Annotated in this window: 21 protein-coding genes and 1 pseudogene; 10 read left to right on the plus strand and 12 right to left on the minus strand. The window is 70.3% G+C overall.

Annotated elements, in window-relative coordinates; all coding sequences use genetic code 11:
* Positions 1 to 77: 77 nt before the first annotated feature.
* A complete protein-coding gene (locus tag ABZ490_RS38910) occupies positions 78 to 1,280 on the minus strand; it encodes an IS110 family transposase (RefSeq protein WP_359001631.1) in 1,203 nt (400 codons plus the stop codon).
* Between the two features lie 242 nt (positions 1,281 to 1,522).
* Here ABZ490_RS38910 and ABZ490_RS38915 point away from each other — a divergent pair, with 242 nt between their 5' ends.
* Positions 1,523 to 1,699 carry a hypothetical protein gene (locus tag ABZ490_RS38915; protein WP_359001634.1) on the plus strand — a complete coding sequence of 59 codons (177 nt, stop codon included), beginning with the start codon at positions 1,523 to 1,525 and terminating at the stop codon, positions 1,697 to 1,699.
* 189 nt (positions 1,700 to 1,888) lie between these two features.
* Here the strand turns inward: ABZ490_RS38915 and ABZ490_RS38920 are convergent.
* Positions 1,889 to 2,974 (minus strand): annotated as a pseudogene (locus ABZ490_RS38920) (site-specific integrase); the annotation flags it as partial.
* 84 nt (positions 2,975 to 3,058) lie between these two features.
* Between ABZ490_RS38920 and ABZ490_RS38925 the strand changes: the two are divergent.
* On the plus strand, positions 3,059 to 3,406 hold the full coding sequence (locus ABZ490_RS38925) for a hypothetical protein (RefSeq protein WP_359001637.1): 348 nt from the start codon (positions 3,059 to 3,061) through the stop codon (positions 3,404 to 3,406).
* A 34-nt stretch (positions 3,407 to 3,440) separates the two neighbouring features.
* On the plus strand, positions 3,441 to 3,704 hold the full coding sequence (locus ABZ490_RS38930) for a hypothetical protein (protein ID WP_359001640.1): 264 nt from the start codon (positions 3,441 to 3,443) through the stop codon (positions 3,702 to 3,704).
* A gap of 532 nt (positions 3,705 to 4,236) precedes the next feature.
* On the opposite strand, the gene ABZ490_RS38935 is transcribed toward ABZ490_RS38930, so the two are convergent.
* Positions 4,237 to 4,935: a hypothetical protein gene (locus ABZ490_RS38935; RefSeq protein ID WP_359001643.1), complete on the minus strand. Its 699-nt coding sequence runs from the start codon at positions 4,933 to 4,935 to the stop codon at positions 4,237 to 4,239.
* Positions 4,936 to 5,205: 270 nt separating this feature from the next.
* On the opposite strand from ABZ490_RS38935, the gene ABZ490_RS38940 reads away from it, so the two are divergent.
* Positions 5,206 to 5,745 (plus strand): hypothetical protein, encoded by a 540-nt coding sequence (locus tag ABZ490_RS38940; protein WP_359001646.1) that lies wholly within the window; start codon positions 5,206 to 5,208, stop codon positions 5,743 to 5,745.
* Between the two features lie 300 nt (positions 5,746 to 6,045).
* Positions 6,046 to 6,660, plus strand: coding sequence for a hypothetical protein (locus ABZ490_RS38945; RefSeq protein ID WP_359001648.1), 615 nt, complete (start codon positions 6,046 to 6,048; stop codon positions 6,658 to 6,660).
* A 352-nt stretch (positions 6,661 to 7,012) separates the two neighbouring features.
* Here ABZ490_RS38945 and ABZ490_RS38950 read toward each other — a convergent pair whose 3' ends face one another.
* Positions 7,013 to 8,170, minus strand: coding sequence for a hypothetical protein (locus tag ABZ490_RS38950; RefSeq protein WP_359001651.1), 1,158 nt, complete (start codon positions 8,168 to 8,170; stop codon positions 7,013 to 7,015).
* Positions 8,171 to 8,516: 346 nt separating this feature from the next.
* Between ABZ490_RS38950 and ABZ490_RS38955 the strand changes: the two genes are divergently transcribed.
* The 4 genes from ABZ490_RS38955 (at position 8,517) to ABZ490_RS38970 (ending at position 12,213) form a co-directional block, all read left to right on the plus strand.
* Positions 8,517 to 8,909 (plus strand): DUF3883 domain-containing protein, encoded by a 393-nt coding sequence (locus tag ABZ490_RS38955; RefSeq protein WP_359001654.1) that lies wholly within the window; start codon positions 8,517 to 8,519, stop codon positions 8,907 to 8,909.
* A gap of 545 nt (positions 8,910 to 9,454) precedes the next feature.
* On the plus strand, positions 9,455 to 11,119 hold the full coding sequence (gene ettA, locus ABZ490_RS38960) for an energy-dependent translational throttle protein EttA (protein ID WP_359001657.1): 1,665 nt from the start codon (positions 9,455 to 9,457) through the stop codon (positions 11,117 to 11,119).
* 6 nt (positions 11,120 to 11,125) lie between these two features.
* Entirely contained in the window at positions 11,126 to 11,536 is a 411-nt protein-coding gene (locus ABZ490_RS38965) for a thioesterase family protein (RefSeq protein ID WP_359001660.1), read from the plus strand.
* Positions 11,533 to 12,213 carry a hypothetical protein gene (locus ABZ490_RS38970; protein WP_359001663.1) on the plus strand — a complete coding sequence of 227 codons (681 nt, stop codon included), beginning with the start codon at positions 11,533 to 11,535 and terminating at the stop codon, positions 12,211 to 12,213. The genes ABZ490_RS38965 and ABZ490_RS38970 overlap by 4 nt, the downstream gene beginning before the upstream one ends.
* 33 nt (positions 12,214 to 12,246) lie before the next feature.
* Here ABZ490_RS38970 and ABZ490_RS38975 read toward each other — a convergent pair whose 3' ends face one another.
* The 6 genes from ABZ490_RS38975 to ABZ490_RS39000 form a co-directional block, all read right to left on the minus strand.
* Positions 12,247 to 13,689, minus strand: a complete 1,443-nt coding sequence (locus ABZ490_RS38975) for an SLC13 family permease (protein WP_359001666.1) — start codon at positions 13,687 to 13,689, stop codon at positions 12,247 to 12,249.
* Positions 13,686 to 14,600, minus strand: a complete 915-nt coding sequence (locus ABZ490_RS38980) for an NAD(P)-dependent oxidoreductase (protein ID WP_359001669.1) — start codon at positions 14,598 to 14,600, stop codon at positions 13,686 to 13,688. The genes ABZ490_RS38975 and ABZ490_RS38980 overlap by 4 nt, the downstream gene beginning before the upstream one ends.
* 117 nt (positions 14,601 to 14,717) lie before the next feature.
* A complete protein-coding gene (locus ABZ490_RS38985) occupies positions 14,718 to 15,569 on the minus strand; it encodes a class II fructose-bisphosphate aldolase (RefSeq protein WP_359001672.1) in 852 nt (283 codons plus the stop codon).
* Complete coding sequence (locus ABZ490_RS38990; RefSeq protein WP_359001675.1) at positions 15,560 to 16,978, minus strand: four-carbon acid sugar kinase family protein; 1,419 nt, start codon at positions 16,976 to 16,978, stop codon at positions 15,560 to 15,562. The genes ABZ490_RS38985 and ABZ490_RS38990 overlap by 10 nt, the downstream gene beginning before the upstream one ends.
* Before the next feature lie 128 nt (positions 16,979 to 17,106).
* Positions 17,107 to 17,799, minus strand: coding sequence for a FadR/GntR family transcriptional regulator (locus ABZ490_RS38995; RefSeq protein ID WP_359001678.1), 693 nt, complete (start codon positions 17,797 to 17,799; stop codon positions 17,107 to 17,109).
* A 167-nt stretch (positions 17,800 to 17,966) separates the two neighbouring features.
* Positions 17,967 to 18,371 carry a globin gene (locus ABZ490_RS39000; protein WP_359001681.1) on the minus strand — a complete coding sequence of 135 codons (405 nt, stop codon included), beginning with the start codon at positions 18,369 to 18,371 and terminating at the stop codon, positions 17,967 to 17,969.
* A 177-nt stretch (positions 18,372 to 18,548) separates the two neighbouring features.
* Here ABZ490_RS39000 and ABZ490_RS39005 point away from each other — a divergent pair, with 177 nt between their 5' ends.
* Complete coding sequence (locus tag ABZ490_RS39005; protein ID WP_359001684.1) at positions 18,549 to 19,586, plus strand: methyltransferase domain-containing protein; 1,038 nt, start codon at positions 18,549 to 18,551, stop codon at positions 19,584 to 19,586.
* A 21-nt stretch (positions 19,587 to 19,607) separates the two neighbouring features.
* On the opposite strand, the gene ABZ490_RS39010 is transcribed toward ABZ490_RS39005, so the two are convergent.
* Together ABZ490_RS39010 and ABZ490_RS39015 are read right to left on the minus strand one after the other, a co-directional pair.
* The gene (locus ABZ490_RS39010) at positions 19,608 to 21,392 is read right to left on the minus strand and encodes an FHA domain-containing protein (RefSeq protein ID WP_359001687.1); all 1,785 of its coding nucleotides are present in this window, start codon (positions 21,390 to 21,392) and stop codon (positions 19,608 to 19,610) included.
* 60 nt (positions 21,393 to 21,452) lie between these two features.
* Positions 21,453 to 22,799 carry a VWA domain-containing protein gene (locus ABZ490_RS39015; RefSeq protein WP_359001690.1) on the minus strand — a complete coding sequence of 449 codons (1,347 nt, stop codon included), beginning with the start codon at positions 22,797 to 22,799 and terminating at the stop codon, positions 21,453 to 21,455.
* Positions 22,800 to 22,831: the final 32 nt, after the last annotated feature.

The following is a 22,831-nucleotide window of genomic DNA, read 5'->3' on the forward strand; positions in this document are numbered from 1 at the left end:
GTCAGCCGGACGACCGGAGCCAATTTTCTCCCCTTTGGGGTATCACCGTCCGGAGATCGGATTACTCAATGACGAAGTCAAGCCGCCTGCGTGACCGGTGGGGCGGAGGTGAAGATCCGTCCGTCACGCAGCAGTGCCCACAGCACACTCGCCCGGCGGCGGGACAGGGCGATGACAGCCTGGACGTGCATGCAGCCCTCGCCCCGCTTCTTGAGGTAGAAGTCCCGGTTCGGTCCCTCGCGGATGATGCTGGTCTGTGCGGACATGTAGAAGACCCTGCGCAGGCGGCGGCTGTAGCGGTTGGGCCGGTGCAGATTGCCGCTGCGGCGGCCGGAGTCACGCGGGACGGGCACAAGCCCGGCCGCCGAGGCCAGGTGGCCGGCGTCGGCGTAGGCCGACAGGTCGCCGGCCGCGACGACGAACTCGGCGCCGAGTATCGGGCCCATGCCGGGCAGGGACTCGATGATCCCTGCCTGCGGGTGGCTGCGGAACGTCTCGCGGATCTGCTTGTTGATCCGCTTCATCCGCTCGTCCAGGGCCAGAATCTGCCCGGCCAGGTCAGCCACGATCTGCGCGGCGACGTCCTCTCCGGGCAGCGCGGTCTGCTGGGCCTGAGCTGCCTCCAGTGCGGTCGCGGCGACCTCGTCCGCGCTGCGCACGCTGCGGTTCGCCAGCCAGGCCGTCAGCCTCGCCCTGCCGCGGCCGCGGATGGCGGCCGGAGTCTGGTAGCCCGTGAGCAGGACCAGCGCGCCTTTGTGGGAGCTGTAGTCGAAAGCCCGCTCCAGGGCGGGGAAGACACCGGTCAGCACGTCGCGCAGCCGGTTGATCATCCGAACCCGGTCGGCCACCAGGTCGGAGCGGTGAGCGGTCAGCAGCGCGAGGTCGGCGGCCAGCTGGGCGGGCACGTCGATAGCGGCGAAGTCGTTGCGGTGGCGGGCCGTCTCGGCGATGACGTAGGCGTCGCGGGCGTCGGTCTTCGCCTCACCCCGGTAGGCCCCCGACATGCGGTGGACTGTGCGGCCGGGCACGTAGACGGCCCGCTGGCCGTGGGCCGCGAGCAGGGCCAACAGCAGAGCCGAGGACGTACCGGAGATGTCCACCGCCCAGTGAACCTCGTCCGCCAGTTCGAGGATCTCGCCGAGCGCGGCCAGGATCACCGACTCATCGTTCTCGATCTTCTTCGACCACAACGTGGCGCCGGTCTCATCGACCACAGCCGCCCAGTGGTGGCCCTTGCCTGCGTCGACACCGGCCCAGACCTGGGCCCTTCGCTTGCTCACTCGCCCCTCCTCGCGCCGTTCGGCATGCCGTCGGCCCGAGGAACACCCCGCTGTCATCTCCGTAATCAGCGACCGCACGAGGCGCGCACATCTCAATCAGCAGTCAGGGCGCCCCGGAGAACCGGGCGGCCACTCCTTCGAAGCCACTGATGGCAGAGAACCGTCAGCCACACCCGGCCCTCCCGGGCCGCCTAACAACTTACGGAGGACCATGGGAGACGAGCAGACAAGGGAGGCCCACCATGAAGACCGGAGCCTCGGACGACGACCGCTATCTGTACTCCCGTACGCCCTCCCAGGCCGAGGGCGAGCGTGACGACGCGGCCGAGAGCGCGGCCGTCGAGCGGCACCCCGACGTCCCCAGGACCGAGCCGTCACAGGCGGAGGGCGAGCGGACGGACGACACCAGGAGCCCCTGACCGCCGGCGGGCGGCGACCGGCAGTGACGGAGCACCCCCGGCCGTCAACCACGAACCCCCAGATCAGAGGGTCCCGCACGAACGGGTTTCCCCCCAGGGGTAGCCGTCCGGCAAGATGGGGTGTTACTTACCGCGAGAGGGCACAAAAAGACCCCTCACCAGCGGTTTCGTCGCCGATGAGGGGCCGTGTCAGGCGGCGTGGGCCGTCTCTGGGCCGTCAGCCGTACCGGGGCCGTCGTGAGCGTGACCGGCAGCCCGGTACATCGCCGAGATGGCGTTCCGGGTCCGGGTCTCGCTGGACGGCATGAGGTGCGTGTACACGCGGAGGGTGAACCCCGGATCGCTGTGGCTGGGGTAGAGGCTCAGAGCCTTGATGTTCTCCCCGGCGTCCAGGAGCACCGAGGCGTAGAAGTGCCGTAGGGCGTGCATCCCGTGTTCGCGGGCGGCCGCGTACCGCTGCCCCTGCTCGGGGAACGGGATGATGTCGGCGGAGGCCAAAGCGGGCTTCCATGCCTGATCGTTGAAGGCCTGGCTCCAGATGGCAGCACCGATAGCGCTCGTGAAGACGAGGCGATGCGTGACCTTGGGCCCGGTCGGAGTCAGCCAGGGCAGGGTCACGTCGACGGGCGGGAAGCGTTCCATGTGGTCGCGGAGCGCGGCCGACACCTCGGGGTCGAGGGGGACGTCACGGAGCTTGCCGCGCTTAGGCGGGGCGAAGACGAGCGTGCCGCGTACCTTCTTCACCTGCTGCCGGACGTAGATCCAGCCGAGATCCCCGATGTTGTCGACGGCCAGGCCGAAGATCTCCCCCTGTCGCAGCCCGCAACCGGCGCCGATGTCGACCATGGCCTGATAGTGCTCAGGCAGCCCAGCCCGGACGCCGAAGACCTGGTCTGCGGACCACGGGCGCACGCGTGTCGGTGCAGGACGAGGAGCCTTGACCGATCGCACCCGGCAGGGGTTCGAGGCCAGCAGACGGTCATCCACGGCCGCGTTGAGGACGGAGGAGACCGCGTCGAAGATGAGGCGCCGGTATTGGGCCGAGGACACGGCTTCTTCGAGCTGGCGGTTCCAGTCCCGGATGTGCTCAGGCTGGAAGGAGCCGATAGGGCGGGTGCCGAGGTAGGGAAGGGCGTGGAGCCGCAACCGTCCCTCCACGGCGGCCCGACTGGTGAGGTCCGTCGTGAGTGCGGGGAGCCAGCGTTCCGTGTACTCCCGGAAAGTCGTCCGGGCCGCTCGCGGGTCGATGTACTGGCCGCGCGCCATGTCGGCCTCACTTCTTTACGGGAACACCCAGCCTCTCTCCCAGAGTGGGTGTACGCGAGCCAGCACGTGAAGGTGCCATGCCATCATCGGATAATGCTGACCGAGGAGGACGCGCGCCGGCTGGTGCTTGCCGAGATCGACGACGCGCGGTGCCACGTCACGTACGACCTTCAGATCCTGCGCGTGGAGACCTTGCCGTTCGGGTGGATCTTCTACTGGGGGGCAGTCTGCGACGGTCAGAGCAGACAGCGCCCTCGGTTGGGGGGCAACAGTCCTTTCCTGGTCGACCGTGAAAACGAGCGGTTGATCCACACTGCCACCAGCGTCCCCATAGCCCGCCAGATCGCGGACTACGAACGCCGACTGCGACGCGAAGCTCACGCCCGGAAAACAGCAGCGAAGCAAGCAAATCCTGCCCAGCACAGGTCAGCGGCTCCATAGACGAAAATCCTCAGGCGGTGGCTAGGGTGGCGCCATGCTGCAGCTACCGCCCGGCCGCCCCGAGGACGAAGTCACGAGCAGGGAAGAGCTGGTGGCCTTCATCGCCCAGCTCCGGGACGACTTCGTGGAGCGTGGCGAGCAGTGGGAGAACGCCACCCTGGACCGCTTCCTGGATGCGCTGACTGCCTGGATCGACGCTTCCCCCGGTTGGTACAGGAACTTCGACCAGGAAATGCCCCCCAACGGCGACTGGGCTCTCTTCGCTCGTGCCCTGAGTGCCGCAGTTGTCTACGAGTAGGCGGCTACGCCCCACGCTGCACCAGATCGATCCTCAGCCCCGCACCACAAGCGCACCAGATCAGGCGGGGAACAGCGGGGAACCACAGTGAAAGTCGCCGCGGCCGACGGGTCAGCGCCCAGGCCGTTCGCCCAGGTCAACGCACGAACCGCTCCCAAATGCCCGCAGCTTCCCAAGCCGAGGGTTCTGGCCACCGGAGCCAAGGGGTACGTTGCGGGGATGCCGACCGAGTCCGTACCAACCTGTCCCCAGTGCGGTGGCCCGTTGAAGGCCGGCGCGATGGCGCTCTGCCACCGCGAAGAGGGCGACCGCCGCACCTGCCGTGTGGTCTGGGGCTGCTCCAACCAACGCGTCTGGTGGAAGTGGGCCGACCGTCCGACCGCCCCACTAGAACTCTGTCCCTACCCGGATTTGATGAACGGCTGACATCATCGATGCCGGACGGGGGCACACACCAGCACCCCTGTCCGGTCGTCGCTCCAGTCGACGACCACAGCCAGAGCGGCCCGGGATCGAACTCCTAAAGCGGTGCTCAGCTTCCGTCGTGCAGCGCGCTACTGATCTCCAGAAGGCGCCCGTGAGGCAGAGCGAAAGCGTTGCTGGGGTTTCGGTAGGAGTGTCCACCGTCGTTGATCCAGACGCCGTCTGCCAGTTTCCAGCAAGCGGGAGCCCATTGGCCCTGGTTCTCAAGGAGCGTGCTCGCCACGTCGGCGGGCTGCTCGATCAAGGTGAGAGCGCTGAGCGCGGTGGTGAGGGCAACGGTTGCATCGTCGGGAAGTCGCGCGTCGCCGAGTGTGGGGAAGAGCAGCAAAAGACGGGCATCAGGATCGTCAACGCCCTTTGCTGACGACTGTCGAGCAGCGGACAGCAACTCCGACCAGGCCATGCCGGGGCCCATGAAATGACCGTCATCCACAGCGAGGGTTTCCGCTGCCGGCCAAGCCTGGTGATGTATCAGATAGTCCACCCCTCGGTCTCCGTCAAAGTTGCGATAGATGACGTAGATGGTGTGGCCGGAGCGGAGGGGCACACTGAACATCGGCCACTCCTCCTCGGCGGAGAGCACGCGGTAGAGCTCCATGGCCGCGTCCCAGTCAGCTCCGAAAGCGGCTCGTTGCGCGTCCTCGCCGCGCAAACAGGTGCCGAGGTGCACGGGCCAGAACAACGGATCGTCAAGGTAGGCGCCACCCTCGACCAGAGGGCCACCTTCATATCCGGGGATCTTCAACACGCGAGGATGATGGCACGAGGGACCGACACCACCAGGGCGTGAGGGTCGGCCCCCGCTCCGTCTCAGTTCCCGTCTCGTTCAGTGCCGTTCACGGCCGCTCAGACGAGACTCAGAGCCCTCCCCGCCCTGATGGCCGACGCTCATGAACGCAGGTGAACGCCCCTGGACGCAGCCCAAGACCCCACCACCACAGTTGGAAAGCGTGTGCGCCGACCGCTGATGAACTGGCGGGTAAGGTGCGTTCGGTCGACTGCACTGTAAGGGGGATCTGTGGAGCGGGCGGGTGTTGCGTTTGAGGAGTCGGAGCGGGAGCAGTGGTCTTTCGCGCCGTTCCTGAGCGTGGGACCACTCCGGTTCGGGATGAGCCGAGATGAAGTGGTTGCTGCGCTGGGCAATGAGCTTCCTGGTGTGGAAGTGCCGGGCGAGTGGGCGATGTTCCATCTGCCGTCGTCTCGGGGCCACGCGGTGACGACCTACTTCGCGGCATCGGGGACGCTCGCCAGTGTTGCTATCGACGCGCTTCGTGGGCCCCAGGTCGCCCTCGGCGATCTGCGTCTGGTGGGGCAAGTCCCCTCGAAGCTGGCCGATCAGTTCGCTGACTATGTGAGCGGGCAGGGACTGGATGGAGCGATCAGGTGCTCGCAGTACGGTGACCTCGGCGCCGACGCGCTTGGCGTTGTTCTCCGTGCGCAGCGTGCCGGCGACATCCTGCTCAGTCGTCCGGTCTTCGTGGCCCGGGAGTGGGCGGATCGTGTCTGTGATGCGTGGGAGGGCCACGTCCCGCAGGAGGAATGGCGCGTGTACTGCTAAGCAGCCGCAGTGAACCGCCCTGGCCGTCTTCGCTGCCGTACAGCAACGAAGTACAGCAACCCCAACAACCGTCAGCGACCGACACTGGTCCTCACGGCCCTCCCCGCAGCCCGTATGACCTCCAATGACCGATCTCTCCAGAGCTACGGATCAGAACGTGCCGCCCACTTTGCCTGAGTGGCGAGATCACGCCCTCTACAAGGAACGGAGTGCGGCTGTACCGTGCGCTTCGCACGCATAGGAGCACCTCAGGGCACTGGAGCCAGACCTGTGATAGCTATGCAACTTGCCACTGAGGCCATGAACACAGCATTCATCGCCGCCATTGCTGGCGTGGCTGGCGCCCTGGTGGGAGGGGTGGCCACCGTTGCCGCCGCCCGTTCCGCCAGCCGAGGATCCGTGGGTGCTGCCGCGAAATCAGGAGCCGATGCCTACGGCATGTCCGTTCGACAGACACGGATGGACTCATATCAGGAGTTCGCCAAGGCTGCTCGCCTGTCGGTAAGTCAGATACAAGACGCAGCCAACTCAGTCGGGGCGTACAGCCGCAGCATCGGGGAAGGCGAGCGTCACGGCGCCATCCCCTCGCTGCAGGACCTTTTGGCCCAACTTGATCCGATGGGTGATGCCGCGATCCGCGTACGACTCGCCGGCCCAAAGGTCGTCGCTGAAGAGGCGTATGCAGTGCTTGAGAAGTGCGGGAACGCGCTGGGTGATCTGGAGAGCTACGTCGGACTGGTCCAAAGCAGCCCCTTCATGTCAGTAGACAGCGACGATCTCGTGATCATGACGGAAGGCCCCTTGATCCGGTACCGCGAGGTCGCAGCGTCCGTCGGAGCTGCTTCGAATGCGATCGCGAGGTTCCTTGACGTAGCGCGTGACCACCTGGACGACTGGAATGGAAGACCCGCCTAGCGGCATACCAAGAGCCAGGCTTGGGCGAACACGAACCCGTGCCCGGTGAGTGTCTAACTGCGTGACAACGCCGACGAACACCGGCGGACGAGCGCGGACGTCAGCGGACCATCGGCGCAGGTGAGCAGCACACCCAGCCCAAGGCCGGACGCCCACCCAAGTTGCTTCGGGACGAAGAGGTCCGTCCCCCAATCGCGCCCGATCGTCGGGGTGCCACAGAGAAGTACGGTGGCTGGTGGGCACCGCGCAGCACCACGGACCTTGTCCATGTGACCTGGTCAGGGTCCGTCGCGATCAGGGCGGGCTTATTGAGACTTCACCGACTTTGCTGCGGCTACGCAAAGCGGCGATGTCATCCGTCGAAGCGAGACCACTCGACTGTGGCATCAGCCAGTAGGGCCAGAGCGCTGCGGTGAGTGGCCCCGGCCCACGCCTCGAACTTGCTATCGCCTGCTTCGCAGACGTGCATGACGAGGCCTGGCGCCACATAGAAGCGAGTGGGGCTCCAGGGCCAGAAGGGGCGCAGCGGAACCGGATCCAGCCGCTCGGTGAGCTGGTCAACCTGTTGTGCTGTGAGTTCAAGGTTGCGAGGCAGCGCCAGGTAGTCCGCGCGCATGGCGGCTTCGAAGAGTGAGAACTGAAGGAGGAAGCCACTGAGCGGCTCCTGTTCGGCGATCGGACTTTCACTGTCGTCGCAGAACCAAACGGTCGGATCAGTCTCCTCACCGCCGAGCGTCCACAAGAGTGACCAGACGAATCCTCCTTGGTTCTCGACACCGAAAACCAGCATTTCCCCACGGTCGTCGGCGCGCAGGTCCGACTCGGGATAGATCCTGTTCTGCACTCCAAGAGCCGCCGGCCGCTGCACGGCCAGCCGGTAGAGCTGTCTCAAACCATCGGGTATGGGTGCCGACGCCAGTCTGGTGGACGGCGTGTCCACAGCGTTGGTGACGGGGTACCAGCCCGTGACGAACTGCTCCAGCGCCGCCCCGCGGTCGCCATTCACGTGCCGAAGCCAGTCCAGTCCCGGGAGATTCACCGCAGGCAGCGGCGGACGAACCCGGTCAAGCAGGGACCGGCTCAGGGGCACTTCGAGCCGCACCACGCAGCGGGTGAGTTCGTATTCGGTGCAGCCTGGCTGCAGAGCCGTCCCGACCTGGACAGTACGACTGACACCCAGGTACAGCAGGCCCTCCTCGAGACGGACCATGAGGTGCACGGGCAACCCCTCGTCAACCGCGCCCCATGTCCATGTCCGTCCCATGAGTCGTTTCGTGACCGGTGCCGGCGCCGGACCAAACAGACGGACCTCATCCGCGTTCCACACCCCACTCCTGGCGGGGCCTCTGTCACCCGCCTCGGTGACGATCACCGTTCCCGCCAGACCGATCACGACCGTCGCGCCACCGAACGTGAACCGCTCGGCATCTTCGGCACCACCGACCAGCGCAAACGCCTGCGCCGGGTCGGTCAGCACCCCTACCGGCACCGCAGGAACCTGATCAACCATCCCGATATCTTCCCTTGCAGCCACAGCTGCCAACGGCCAGCCCCAGCAACCGCCACAAGACGACTGGCAGGCACGGCAGAACTTCGAGGCGATCGGCGCGTGCAACGAGCACTGCGCCCATTCGTACGCGCCTCTCTGCCTATGGCCGGACGTCCAGAGCTCCGCCGCACCACAAGCGCACCAGACAGGGGGAACGGCGGGGAACCACGGTGACAGCGACGGTGCCCGCCGAGGCCCCGAAGTAGCGATCCATGCAGCTCAGGGATTCAATCGGCACTGTTTCCACTCAGCTTCCCAAGCTGAGGGTCTTCACGGCACCATGGGTCGACTGACCATAGGGGGTGTCGTGGGGAACAAGGAGACGGAGCAGGCCGCGATCGCTCATGTGATGGCCTTGGAGCGAGCCGCCGGCCGCGACCCGAAGGACGTCCACACCTCGGGCCTCCCATACGACGTCGAGAGTTCCCCTCGCATGATCGAGGTGAAGGCATTCAGTCGCTCGGCGCGCAGTGAAGCGTTGCCGCTGGAACACCGGCAGGCGGAGGCTGTCAGGGCGAACCCGGTGCGCTACTACCTCTATGTGGTCGACAACCTTGCGGGGCTCGATGGGACAGAGATCGGTGTGCGCATCCTGCACGGAGAGGCGCTTCTGGCAATGATCGAGCGAACCCAGCCGCAGATCACGTATTGGCCCACGTTCAGAGCAGCCGAGTACGACCAGGCGGAACGGCTGCTGTGAGTGCTGCAGTACAGCAGTGAAGTACAGCAACCACCACGACCGCAACCGACCGCCAAGAGCCGTCAGCGGTTGATTGACCGGCTCGCTGGACCTCAATGACCACCCAGCCGAGTTCGGGACGAAGAGGTCATCGCCCAAGGTCTCATCGCCACGCTTCCGCCAGCGCGGCTTGCTCCAGTCGACGTCATGGCAGCGTGGCCGAGACCAGTGAGGGTGCAGCGAGGCACACGCGCGCCTGATCAGTCGGCGCACCCGTCATCGTGGCCAGCTGTCGTCGGCTGAGGTTCAGGCGGCCCGCATCGAGGGTGGCTGCCGTCGGCCGACCGGCCGGGCCGTAATGATCAGCCCTGGGCCGTCCCTGGGCCGTCCGACGCCCCCCGAGGTCACTCGATGATGACCGACAGTGACAGACGAGTACCAGCCGTCGACCCCGAAACCCCAGGTCAGACGTCCCTGACCAAACGGGTTAACACCCAGGGATGGACCTCGGGCAAGATGGGGTGTATCTGCCCACTGCCAGATTTCAAGCTGCCGGACGGTTTCTCTTGGCTGAGTACATCTACACCATGCGCAAGACGCGCAAGGCACACGGCGACAAGGTGATCCTTGACGACGTAACGCTGAGCTTCCTGCCCGGCGCGAAGATCGGTGTGGTCGGCCCGAACGGCGCCGGTAAGTCCACCGTTCTGAAGATCATGGCGGGGCTTGAGCAGCCCTCCAACGGTGACGCGTTCCTGTCGCCCGGCTACAGCGTCGGCATGCTGCTCCAGGAGCCGCCGCTCGACGAGTCCAAGACCGTTCTGGAGAACGTGCAGGACGGCGCCGCCGAGATCATGGGCAAGCTCAAGCGGTTCAACGAGGTCGCCGAGCTGATGGCGACCGACTACTCGGACGCGCTCCTCGACGAGATGGGCAAGCTCCAGGAGGACCTCGACCACGCCAACGCGTGGGACCTGGACACCCAGCTGGAGCAGGCCATGGACGCCCTGGGCTGCCCGCCCGGCGACTGGCCCGTCACCAACCTCTCCGGTGGTGAGCGCCGCCGCGTCGCGCTGTGCAAGCTGCTGCTGGAGGCCCCCGACCTGCTGCTCCTTGACGAGCCCACCAACCACCTGGACGCCGAGTCCGTGCAGTGGCTGGAGCAGCACCTCGCGAAGTACCCCGGCACCGTCGTCGCCGTCACCCACGACCGGTACTTCCTCGACAACGTCGCCGAGTGGATCCTGGAGCTCGACCGCGGTCGCGCCCACCCCTACGAGGGCAACTACTCCACCTACCTCGACACCAAGGCGACCCGCCTCAAGGTCGAGGGCCAGAAGGACGCCAAGCGCGCGAAGCGTCTGAAGGAAGAGCTCGAGTGGGTGCGGTCCAACGCCAAGGGGCGTCAGGCCAAGTCCAAGGCCCGTCTCGCCCGGTACGAGGAGATGGCGGCCGAGGCCGACAAGATGCGGAAGCTGGACTTCGAGGAGATCCAGATCCCGCCGGGCCCGCGGCTCGGTTCGATCGTCGTCGAGGTCAGCAACCTCTCCAAGGCCTTCGGTGAGAAGGTCCTCATCGACGACCTCAGCTTCACACTGCCGCGCAACGGCATCGTCGGCGTCATCGGCCCGAACGGCGCCGGCAAGACCACGCTCTTCAAGATGATCCAGGGCCTCGAGACCCCGGACTCCGGCAGCATCAAGGTCGGCGAGACCGTCAAGATCTCGTACGTCGACCAGAGCCGCGAGAACATCGACCCCAAGAAGTCGCTGTGGGCCGTCGTGAGTGACGAGCTCGACTACATCAACGTCGGTCAGGTCGAGATGCCGTCCCGCGCGTATGTCTCCGCGTTCGGCTTCAAGGGCCCCGACCAGCAGAAGCCCGCCGGCGTTCTCTCCGGCGGTGAGCGCAACCGGCTCAACCTCGCCCTCACCCTCAAGCAGGGCGGCAACCTGCTGCTCCTCGACGAGCCGACCAACGACCTGGACGTCGAGACCCTCAGCAGCCTGGAGAACGCGCTGCTGGAGTTCCCGGGTGCGGCCGTGGTCGTCTCCCACGACCGGTGGTTCCTCGACCGGGTCGCCACCCACATCCTCGCCTACGAGGGCGAGTCCAAGTGGTTCTGGTTCGAGGGCAACTTCGAGTCGTACGAGAAGAACAAGATCGAGCGGCTGGGTGCGGACGCCGCACGTCCGCACCGTGCCACCTACAAGAAGCTGACCCGGGGCTGATCGATCTTGCGGCACATCTACCGCTGCCCGCTGCGCTGGGCGGACATGGACGCGTACGGCCACGTCAACAACGTGGTGTTCCTCCGCTATCTGGAGGAGGCCCGCATCGACTTCCTGTTCCGCCCGGAGAAGGACTTCCAGCAGGGGTCCGTGGTGGCGCGCCACGAGATCGACTACAAGCGTCAGCTCGTCCACCGGCACACGCCCGTGGACGTCGAGCTGTGGGTCACGGAGATAAGGGCGGCGTCCTTCACCATCACCTACGAGGTGAAGGACGGCGACCAGGTCTACGTCACCGCGTCGACGGTCATCGTGCCGTTCGACTTCGCGGCCCAGCGACCGCGCCGGATCACGGCGGAGGAGCGCGAGTTCCTCAACGAGTACCGCGACGACGCCGAGGAGGCCGTCGCCGCATGACGGTGCTGCACCTCGCCGACGAGGGGGAGGCGGCGGACCTCGCGGCCTTCCTCTCCCGGCTGCTCCACTACGACCGTGGAGCCGCGGTGCGCCTCCAGGCGGCCGGGACGGCACTGGCCGTGTTCGGTCGGCCGCCCTCCTTCGAGGTGCTCGCGATCCGCGCCGTACGCCTCGCCAAGCCGTACGAGGACGGCCTCGACGTCACCCTGGACGCCACCGTGTCCGCGGGCGAGCTGCTGGAGACGGTGGACGAGACCGCGGCCACGGCCGCCGTGCCGTCCGCCGTCACCGGGCCGCCGTGGGCCGGTGTCCTGCCGCCGCGCGGCGGCTGGCGCGCCGAGCCCGGACTCCCGGCGCCCGACGCGCTGCGGGAGCTGGTCGGCGCGGCCGTCGCCGAGTTCCGCGGCCGTACCGGCGAACTCGCCCCCGAGGGCCGTACCCGCGCCGCGCTCGACCGGATCGGACGGGAGATCTGGTCCCGGACGGTCGGCGAGACCGGGCTTCCGGTACGGGCCGTGCACGCGGCCCAGTCCCTGGGGTTCCTGCGTCCCTCGGCCGGGGCGCGTGACCTGGCGCTGCTCTCGTTCGGGTCCTGGCTGCGGCTGCGCACGCCGTACGGCTCGATCGCGGTACGGCGTGCGGGTGCGCTCGGCACCCTGGACGTCAGCGTCCGCTGACGTCCGGCGCCCCGGCCCCGGTCACACCAGGCGTCATACCAGGGGCCACAGCGCGGCCGTCAGACCGAAGCCGATGACGCCCATCGTGGTCGTCAGGACCGTCCAGGTGCGCAGTCCGGTGGCCACGTCCAGGCCGGCCAGCCGGGTGAACATCCAGTAGCCGGCGTCGTTGATGTGCGAGACGGCCAGACCGCCCGCGCCCATCGCCAGCGCGACCAGGGAGAGCTGGCCGGTGGACAGGTCGGCGCGCTGGAGCAGCGGGGTGAGGATGCCCGCCGTCGTGATCAGCGCGACCGTCGTCGAACCCTGGGCGGCGCGCAGGGTGAGCGCGGTGAGGAAGGCCAGGAAGAGCGCCGGCAGCCCGGTCCGGTCCAGGACGTCGGCGATCGCGTCGCCGATGCCGCTGGCCACCAGCACCTTGCCGAAGACGCCGCCCGCACCCGCCACCAGGATCACCATGGCGACGGAGGGCAGCGCGGAGCCCATCACGTTCGCGATGTGCGTACGGTCCCACCCGCGGCGCGCGCCGAGCAGGTACGCGCACAGCGCCACGTCGATCAGCAGCGCCACCATCGGTGCGCCGAGGACGGTGAGGACCGCGCGGAGCGTGGAGCCCTCGGCGAGGAGGTTCTGGCCCAGGGTGCCGGCCAGGATCAGCAGGATCGGGGTGACGATCAGGGCCAGGACCATGGCGAAGGACGGGGCGGCCGGGGCCGCCTCGGCGGTCGTGGCGGGGGCGGGCCGGGTGAGGACGGCGGTGCCGTGGCCGTCGTCCGCCGCGGGGACCGCGGGAGCACCGGACGCCGGACCGCCGGTGGGCTCGTCGCCGTACACCTCCGCGTACACCGCCGGGTCCATCGGGTACTCACGGCGGGTCATCCGGCGCGAGACCAGGTGGCCGAGCAGGATCACGACCGCGGTGACCGGGATGCCCAGCAGCAGGACCAGCCCCTGGTCGGCGCCGATCGCCTGGGTGACGGCGACCGCGCCGGGGTGCGGCGGCAGGAAGGCGTGCACGGTGAGCATCGCCGCGCCCATCGGGAGGGCGTACACGAGGAGCGGCTTGCGGGAGGCGCGGGCGACGCCGTACGCGATCGGCATCAGGATGATCAGGCCGACCTCGAAGAAGACCGGGATGCCGAGGACGAAACCGGCGACCGTGAGCGCGAGGGGGGTGCGCTTGGAGCCGAACCGGTCGATGAGGGAGTGCGCGAACGAGGCCGCGCCGCCGGACAGTTCGATGATCCGGCCGATCATCGCGCCCAGGGCGATGATCGTGGCGATGTGACCGAGGGTGGAGCCCATGCCCTCCTCGATGGTCTTCACCAGGTCGGCGGCCGGGACGCCAGCGCTCAGCGCGACGCCGATGGAGACGACGACCAGGGCGACGAACGGCTGCACCTTGGCCCGCAGGATGAGCAGCAGCAGGGTGGCGACGCCGATCGCGGCGATGAGGAGGAGGGTGGTGTGGCTCATCTGATGCCTCCGGTGGTGGGCGCCTTCGGGGAGAGAACGGTGACGACCGAGGAGTCGTCGTGGGCGGCCAGGCCGGCGGCCTCGCCGAGGAGGTAGAGCTGCTGGGCGGCGGAGGCGAGCGGGACGGGCACATGGGCGTCCTTCGCGATGCCGGTGACGATGCCCATGTCCTTCACGAAGATGTCGAGACGGGACTTCACCTCGGGGGCGGTGCCGTTCGCGTACGTCTCGACCATGCGGGGGCCGCGGTCGGCGAACATGAACGAGCCCGCGGCGCCGTGCCGGAGGCTCTCCACGACGGTGGCCGGGTCGAGGCCGAGTCCCCGGGCCAGCGCGATCGCCTCGGCGGCGGCGGCGATGTGGACGCCGGCGAGGAGCTGGTTGATCGCCTTCAGGGACTGGCCGTCGCCGGGCTTGCCGCCCACGACCGTGAGGGTGGACGCCAGCAGGTCCAGGACCGGGCGGGCCAGGTCGAGGGCCTTGTCCTCGGCTCCCACGACGATCAGCAGATCGCCGGCGCCGGCCCGGACCGGGCCGCCGCTGACCGGGGCGTCGACGGTGAGGACGCCCTGCTCGGCGAGGCGGGCCGCGGTGGCGCGGGCGGGCTCGGGGCCGACGGTGCTGGTGAGGACGACCACGGCGCCGGCGCGGAGGGTGCCGGCGACGCCGTCCGTGCCGAAGAGGGCGGCGTCGACCTGGGCCTGGTCGCGTACGGCGAGCAGCACGACGTCCGCCGCGCGGGCGGCGTCGGCGGGGGTGGGGGCGGGGGTGCCGTTCGCTGCCGCGAGCTGGTCGAGACGGTCGGCGGAGATGTCGTAGGCCGTGACGGGGAGGTGCGCGGCCAGTCGGGTGGCCATGGGGAGGCCCATGGCACCGAGACCGATCACTGCGGTACGGGGACGGGGGGTCATCGGGGGTGGGGCCTTTCTGGGGAGCGGGGGGTACGGGTTGCTTTTAGGGGGGCGGGGAACTGCGCGAACGGCCCACGACGGCCCACGAAGGCCCGCAGACGAACGGCTCGGCTCGGCTCAGCTCAGCGCGTTGATCACTCGCGATGCTGCCTCAGCCACAGCCGATCGGCCCGCCGACCACACGCTCACCGCGTCCGAACCGGGGAGCGCGGCGGGCAGCGCCGCGGAGATCGCGTCGAGGTACGCCCGGCGGAGCTCCGCGTTGACGTTGATCTTGGCGACGCCCCGGGCGAGCGCCGCGCGCAGCTGGGCTTCCGGGACGCCGCTGGCACCGTGCAGGACCAACGGCACCGGGACCGTGGAGCGGATCGCGGACAGCCGGTCCAGGTCGAGGCGGACCGGTTCGGCGGTGAAGCCGTGGACGTTGCCGACCGCGACCGCCAGCGCGTCGACCCCCGTCGCGGCGACGAACTCGGCCGCCTGGGCCGGGTCGGTCAGCGCGGCCGCGCAGGCCGCCGCGTTCGTCGAGACGTCCTCGTCGCCCGGCAGGGCGCCCAGCTCGGCCTCCACCCAGGCGCCGTGGTCGCGGGCCCGGCGCACCGCCTCCCTGGTGAGGGCGATGTTCTCGGCGAAGGGGAGGTGGGAGCCGTCGACCATGACGGAGGTGTAGCCGGCCTCCAGGCAGACGGTGATCTCGTCGAGGTCGCGGCTGTGGTCGAGGTGGACGCCGATGCGGGCGGAGGAGGCGGCCGCCGCGTCGAGGGCGAGCCGTATGAGGGGGTCGCGGCCCGCGTGCCGGAAGGGGCTGGAGCCTGCCTGGATCAGGACCGGGTGGCCGGGGTGTGCCTCGGCCGCGGCGACGATCCCCTGGACGGTCTCCAGGTTGTAGGCGACGAAGCCGGGCAGCGCGCGGCCGTGGTCGTGGGCGGCGGTGAGGGCCTTGAGGCCGTCGGGGCCGGTCAGCAGCATGGGGCGGCGCTCCTCGGCAGGGCGGCACTCCTCGCCCGGGCGGCGCTCCTGAGCAGGGCGAGCGCGTCGGCGAGGGCGTCGTCGCCGCCGACGTTGCCCGCGAACACGATGTAGGGGATGCCGGCGGCGGGGCCGTCGACGGGCTGCCAGAGCGAGACGATGCCGGGCAGCAGGGTGCCCCGGGCCCAGGCGCGGCGGATCTCCAGGCCGTGGGTGGCGGTGTCGCTGGAGGTGATGCCGCCCTTGGCGACGACGAACGCGGGGCGGCGGGCCGCGGTGATCAGCCGGACCGTCTCCACCAGCGCGGCCGAGACGCTGCGCGAGAGGGCGAGGCTCTCCTCCGGGTCGGTGGCGGTGACGACCGTGCGGCTGGTGCGGACGACCGTGTCGGCGGTGGCCATCGCGGTCGCGGCGGCCTCGGCGGTCTCGCGGATGTGCCGGTCGCGGCGGGCGGGGTCGAGGAGCCGGGTGACGTCGAGTTCGAACTCGGCGAGGTCCGTCGTCGTCTCGCGCAGCCGGTCCAGCTGGCGGGTGGTGAGGCCCACGTGCGAACCGACCACGATCAGCCCGTGCGGCGCGTCGGCGCGCAGGGGCGCGAGGTCGGCGGCGGTGAGCGGGGGGTGGGCGGGCTGGCCGGCGCGGGCGCGGACGAAGGACGGGCCGACCCGGTGCAGCAGCCGCGTGCCCTGCTCCTCCGCCTCGGCCAGGGCGAGGGCGAGGACCCGCAGATCGTCGTCGCAGACGGCGTCGACGACCGCGGGGGCTCCGTCGCGGAGGCCGGCGAGCAGCGTGGCGACGTGGCCGGGGCCGCCGGTGCGCAGGTCGGTGAGGGTGATGCGGAGGACCGTGTCGGCGGGGACACGGCCCCCGGTCTTCTCCTCCACCCAGTCGGGCAGGGCGGAGGAGGTGTAGCCGAAGGTGGCGTCGCGGGCGAACTCGCTCTCGCCGACCGGCAGGAGGCCGTCCGGGGTGCGCATCCAGTGGACCGAGTCGACGGTGAGCCGGCCCGCCTCGATGTACGCGGGGACGAGGACGACGCCGTCCGGGGCGGCGCCGGTCGCGGCGAGTTCCTCGGCGAGGACGTCCGTCTCCAGGGGGAAGTGGCCGCGCAGGGTGGAGTCGCCGCGGGAGGCGATGACGTACGGGACGTCCTCGGCCAGCGAGGCCTCGTGCAGGGCGCGGGCGATCTCGCGGTTGCGGGCGGTGGCGTCCTGGGGGGAGAGGCTGCGGGTGTTGGTGAGGACGAAGAAGGCGGGGCTGTCCTGGCGCAGGGCCCAGCGCAGGTCGTCGGTCGTCCAGGTGGTGAGGACCGGGATGTCCTTGACGGTCTGGGTGCCGGTGGGGTCGTCGTCGAGGACGGCGAGGCGGGGGGCGGTCGTCAGCCGGGCGGCCACCTCGGCGGGGGCCACCGGCCTCGCCTGGGGGATATCTGCCAGTATTTCGGGCTCGGGGAGGGCATGGCGGGGTAGGGACATGGCGGTTCCTGTGCTGGGGGTCGGCTACGGCGTCGGCGCTCGCGCCGCTTCGGGGGCGGGTGTTACGGCTGCTTCTGCACGTGGGTGCGGTAGTCCGTCGCCGTCTGGTGCATATGGGCGTTCATCGCCTCGCGGGCCTTGTCCGGGTCGCCGGACTCCAGGGCGCTCAGGACCCGCTCGTGGTGGGCGATGGCGTTGACGCGGATCTGGGGCACGGCGGAGGTCTCGCGGCGGCCCTCGGCGAGGAGGGCGCCGAAGGGCTCGAAGAGGAGGGGGACGAACAGGTTGCCCGTGGCCCGCATGACGGTGGCGTGGAAGTCGATGTCGGCCTGCACGAACTTCTCGGTGTCGTGCTCGTCGGCGGCCTCCCGCATGGCGGCGAGATGCTCCCGCAGCTCCGCGAGGTCGCTCTCGTCGCGGCGGAGCGCGGCCAGCTCGGTGGCGCCGTTCTCGATCAGGCGGCGGGCCTCGATCAGACGCTCGGAGAGCGAGGTGTGGGAGGCGTGGGACGCGGCGCGCACCACCGGCTCCAGCGCGGTCCAGCGGTCCGGCGGGTTCACATAGGTGCCACGGCCCCGTACGACCCGTACGACGTTCTGCGCGCGCAGCTGCTTCACGGCCTCGCGGACGGTGAGCCGGCTGACGGAGGCCTGCTCGGCGAGCTCGCCCTCCGGGGGGAGCGCGGCGTCCGGCGGGTAGGTGCCGTCGATGATCTCGCTGAGCAGACGTTCGGCGAGGTCTTCGGAGAGCGACATCGTTGGGCCTCCGGCGGGGCGGGGTGCGGGTCTGGAGCCACCGTACAGTCGTGGCCCGGAGATCTGACGTCAGACATCTGATGTCTCGATGTGGGTAACCATGACAGCGGGCCGGGAGCCCGTCAATACCCTTACGGGATTTCTGTCCGGTTACGGCAGGGGAACCCTCAGTCGGCCGCGTTCACCATGGACGAGGCGGCGTACGTCAGGTACCTCCACAGCGTCTCCTCGTGCTCCTCGGAGAGCCCGAGCTCGTCGACCGCGTCCCGCATGTGCTTCAGCCAGGCGTCGTGCGCCGCCCGGTCGACCACGAACGGGGCGTGCCGCATCCGCAGCCGCGGGTGGCCGCGGTTCTCGCTGTACGTGGTGGGGCCGCCCCAGTACTGCATCAGGAACAGCGCGAGACGCTCCTCCGCCGGGCCCAGGTCCTCCTCGGGGTACATGGGCTTGAGCAGCGGGTCCTCGGCCACTCCCTGGTAGAAACGGTGCACCAGCCGGCGGAAGGTCTCCTCCCCACCGACCTGCTCGTAGAAGGTCTGCTCCTGAAGCGTGCCGCGCCGAATCTCTTTCACCTCCCCATGGTCTCAGACGGGGGGACCGAGGACGGAAGGCTTAGGACCGCCCGACAGGACCCCGGACCTCCCGGGCCCTCGCCTCCCCGGCCGCCCGCCTCCCCGGCCGCTCGCTTCCCCGGCCGCTCGCCTCCCCGGCCGCTCGCCTCCCCGTACGTTCCGCAGCACAGTGGAGGCATGGGCGGGCGCATGGGTGGGCGTAGGGGCGGGCCCGGGCTCCACCGCGGTCTCGACGGCCTCGCCGTCTCGGCGCGGGCCGCGATGGTGCGGGCCGTCGAGGCGAGCGGGGCCTTCGCCGCCGATCCGGGCTGGCGGGAGGCGTTCGCGGCGGTCCCGCGCCACCTCTTCGTGCCGTACTACTACGTCAGCGGCGCCGCCGGCGGGTTCGAGCGGTGCTGGGGCGAGAGTCCCGACCCGCGCACCCGTGAGCGCTGGGTGCGCGGCGCCTACGAGGACACCCCACTGGCCACCCGGGTGCGCGACGGCGAGCTGCTCACCTCCAGCAGCCAGCCCTCGCTGATGGCGCTGATGCTGGCCGAGCTGCGGGTCGGGCCCGGCGACCGGGTGCTGGAGATCGGGGCGGGTACGGGCTACAACGCGGCGCTGCTGTCGTACCGGCTCGGCGAGGACCACGTCACCACCGTCGACCTGGACCCGGAGATCACCGAGTCCGCGCGCCGCCATCTCGCCGCCGCAGGCCACCACCCGACCGTCGTCACCGGGGACGGCGCGCGCGGGGTGCCGGAGCGCGCGCCGTTCGACCGGATCATCGCGACCTGCCGGCTCGGGTCCGTGCCGCGGGCCTGGATCGCCCAGTGCCGGCCGGGTGCGCTGATCCTGACCCCGCTGGCCACCGGCCTGGTCGCGCTGACGGTACGGGACGCCGGGCATGCCGAGGGCCACTTCCTGCACACCCCGGCCTACTTCGTGCCCCTGCGCGGGGCGAGCCGCCCGGCAGCCGAGCCGGCCGTGCCGAGCGGGGTGCCGCGCCCGGCCGCGGAGAGCGACCTGTTCCGCTTCCTGCTGTCGCTCACCCGGGGCAGCCTCGAACCCCAGGAGGCGTACGCCCTCTGGGAGCGCGAGGGCCGCCCGGACCGGCGGCGCTACGGCGTCACGGTCGGCGTACGGCACGCCTGGGCGTGGCTGGACGAACCGGAGGGGCCGTACGCCTGGCCCCTGCCGGGCTCGTCGGGGGCGCGGCTCGTCGAACCGTAGCCCCCGACGCGCGGGCCGTGCTCAGCCCCGGCGGATCGTGATCGTCGTCCAGGCGCCCACGTGCACCCGGTCGCCGTCCTGGAGCGGTACCGGGACGAACGGCTGGATCGGCTCCTCGCCGTTGTTGACCGTCGTACCGTTCGTCGAGTTCTGGTCGACGACTGCCCAGGTGCCGTCCGGCTGCTGCACCAGGACCGCGTGCTGGTGCGAGACGCCCGGGTCCTCCGGCGGCACCGACAGGTCGATGTCGGGGGTCTCGCCGGTGGAGTGCCGACGGCGGCCGATGGTGACCTGGTTGCCGGTGAGCGTGCGCTGCTGCTCGGGCGAGTACGCGGGCAGGTTGAGCCCCGCGGCCTCCGGGCCGGAGCGGTGCATCATCGCCATGAAGTACGCGCGGTCCGGGCCGATGGTCGCCGTCCAGGTCGCCGGCTGCTGCGGGAACGCAGGGCCGGGCGGGGGCGGTGCCTGCGTGGAACCGGGCTGCGGGTAGCCGTAGCCACCGCCGGGCGGGGGCGGTGCCTGCGTGGAGCCGGACTGCGGGTAGCCGTAGCCACCGCCGCCCTGGCCGCCGGGGCGCCGGCCCTGACCGGGCGGGGAGATCACCCAGTCGTCGTCGGCGCCGCCGAAGCCCTGGCCGCCGGGCTGCGGCCGGCCGGTGTCCGGGGGGAATCCGGGCGGGGCCGTCCGGCCACCCGGTCCGGGAGGCTGGAAGGCCTGCGGTATCCCGGGGCCACCGGGGCCACCGGGACCGCCCTGACCGGGCGGCGGGCCGGGACGCGAGGGGTCGGCACCGAACGGGGAGGGGCCACCGGGACCACCGGGACCCGCGGGCTCACGCCGGAAGGGATCCCCGGGCGGACCCGACGGCTCACGCCCGAAGGGGTCGGCGGAGGGCCGGCCACCGGGACCGGAGGGCTCGCGTCCGAACGCGCCGGGGCCGCCGGCCGGACCACCGGGACCGGACGGACCGGACGGACCGGACGGTTCACGCCCGAACGCACCCGGCCCACCGGGCTCGTTCCCGTACGCCCCGGGCCCGGGGGAGGTGACACCGGGCTCCCGCCCGAACGCCCCGGGACCACCGGGTCCACCGGGACCGGACGGTTCACGTCCGAACGCGCCACCGGGACCACCCGGGGGATTCCCGAACGCACCCGGACCGCCCTGACCACCGGGCTCGCGCCCGAAGGCCCCGGGACCACCGGGTCCACCGGGACCACCGGGAGGATTTCCGAACGCGCCGGGACCACCGGACGTGACCCCGGGCTCGCGCCCGAAGGCATCCGGACCGCCCTGGCCACCGGGGCCCGACGGCTCACGCCCGAACGCGCCAGGGCCGCCGGTCGTCCCCCCGGGGCCCGAGGGCCGGGACGGGTCGCCGCCGAAGGGCGGGATCGGCTCGGCCGGCCGGTTCACCTGCGAGGGCCGTGAGCTCTGGTAGTCGAAGGAGTCGCTGCCGCCGAAGGACGGCGGCGGACCCTGGAACCGCCCGCCGGGGCCGCCCGGCCCGCCCGGCCCGGGGGCCGTCGGGCGCGGGGCGGCCGGGGTGTACGAGGTCGCCGTGTTGGTGAGGAAGTTCCACCGGCACTCCTCGCAGAACGGCGCACCGCCCTCACGGGGCGTACGGCACTGCGGGCAGAGCTCCGCCTCGCGGCCGGGCTGGGTGTTCTGCGGGGGCGGGAAGCCGTAGCCGCTCGTGGGCGGCGGGGGTGGCGGGGGCGGGGGTACGGCACCGGCCATGCGGTGACCGCAGACCTCGCACCAGTCGTCGGAACCCGACTGGTGTCCGTTCGGGCAGGTCGGCATGTCGGCGCGTCCCCCTCTCTCCTTCGGTGACCGCTTCGGTGACCTCGTGGTCGTCTGACGTCACTTCTTTACACGAACAGTCTTTGTGGACCGGGTCTCGAGAGTCATCTCGTCGGCTTCCGCGACCTTCGCCTTCAGTCGCACAGTACCTGTCGTGGCGTCGACCACGTCCACCACCTTCGCAAGCAGTTTCGCAGTATCGGCGTTCCCCGAGACGCTCGCGAGCTGGACCGCACGGCCCAGTTTGGCCGTCGCTCCATCCATATCACCTGATTTGCGCAGGTCCAGCCCCTGCTGGATGACCTGTGCCAGTTCGGCCTGACCCGTGTAGTGCGCGACCTGCGGATTGATCGACGTCGAGGCCGCCATGTCGTCGGTCCACACGGCCCGTACGAGCCCCTGCGCCCCGAGGTTCTGGAACGATCCGTCCGGCTGCGGCACGACCAGCGAGACCCGTGCGGCCAGCATCTCCTGGCCCAGGTGGGCGGCCGGGACCTCGACGCACACGTGGTAGTCGCGGGACTCGTCGCCCCAGGAACCGGTGGGGTAGTCGCCCGCGCGCGGGCCCGCCTCGGTGCGGCGGTCGGTGAGCTGCTCGACGGTCGGCGCGACCTGCTTGACGAACTTGATGGTGGTGCCGACCGGGGTCCACAGGCGCAGCGCGACGTCCGCGACCTCCTTGCCCATCGCCGTCTCCATCATCTGCGTGAAGTCGGCGGCGAGACCGGACGGATCGGCGACGATGTCGGCGGTGCCGAGCAGGGCGGAGGCGATCCCTGTGACTTCTTTCACTTCCCAGTCGGTGCCCACGCCGCGGGCGTCACAGGTGAACCGGCCCGCGCAGTCGTCGAGGGCGGCCTTGAGGTCCTGCGGCGACTCGTGCTCGTTGCGGCCGTCGGTGAGCAGGATGCCGTGCCGGATGCCGGTCTCGGCCGAGGACAGCAGCCGGTCGGCCAGTCGCAGCCAGGTGCCGATCGCGGTGCCGCCGCCCGCGCTGAGCCGGCGCAGCGCCTGCTTGGCCTGCGCACGGGTGGTGGCGTCGGCCACGGCGAGCCGCCCGCCGCCCGGGTAGACCTCCTTGGCGATGTGCGTCCCGCCGATCACCGCGAACTGCACGCCGTCGCGCAGGGTGTCGACGGCGGCGGCGGTGGCGTCCCGCGCGTTGCGCATCTTGGCCGGCGGGTAGTCCATCGAGCCGGAGCAGTCCACCATGATCGCCACCGCGGCCGACGGGCCCTGGCCGGGCGCGTACAGATGCGGTGCGGTGACCGCGGTGCCGACGGTGCCGCCGCCGGTCGCGGTCACCGTGACGATCGCGTTGACCTCACGGCCGCCCTCCGGCAGGTACTCGTTCTGGTAGACGTCCACCGAGAACTGCGGCACGTTCGATTTCGAGAAATTGGCCATGGCTGATCGAATCCCCCTCGCAAGGTGCGGAC

It is taken from the genome of Streptomyces sp. NPDC005811 (genome assembly GCF_040630405.1).
Taxonomy (GTDB): domain Bacteria; phylum Actinomycetota; class Actinomycetes; order Streptomycetales; family Streptomycetaceae; genus Streptomyces.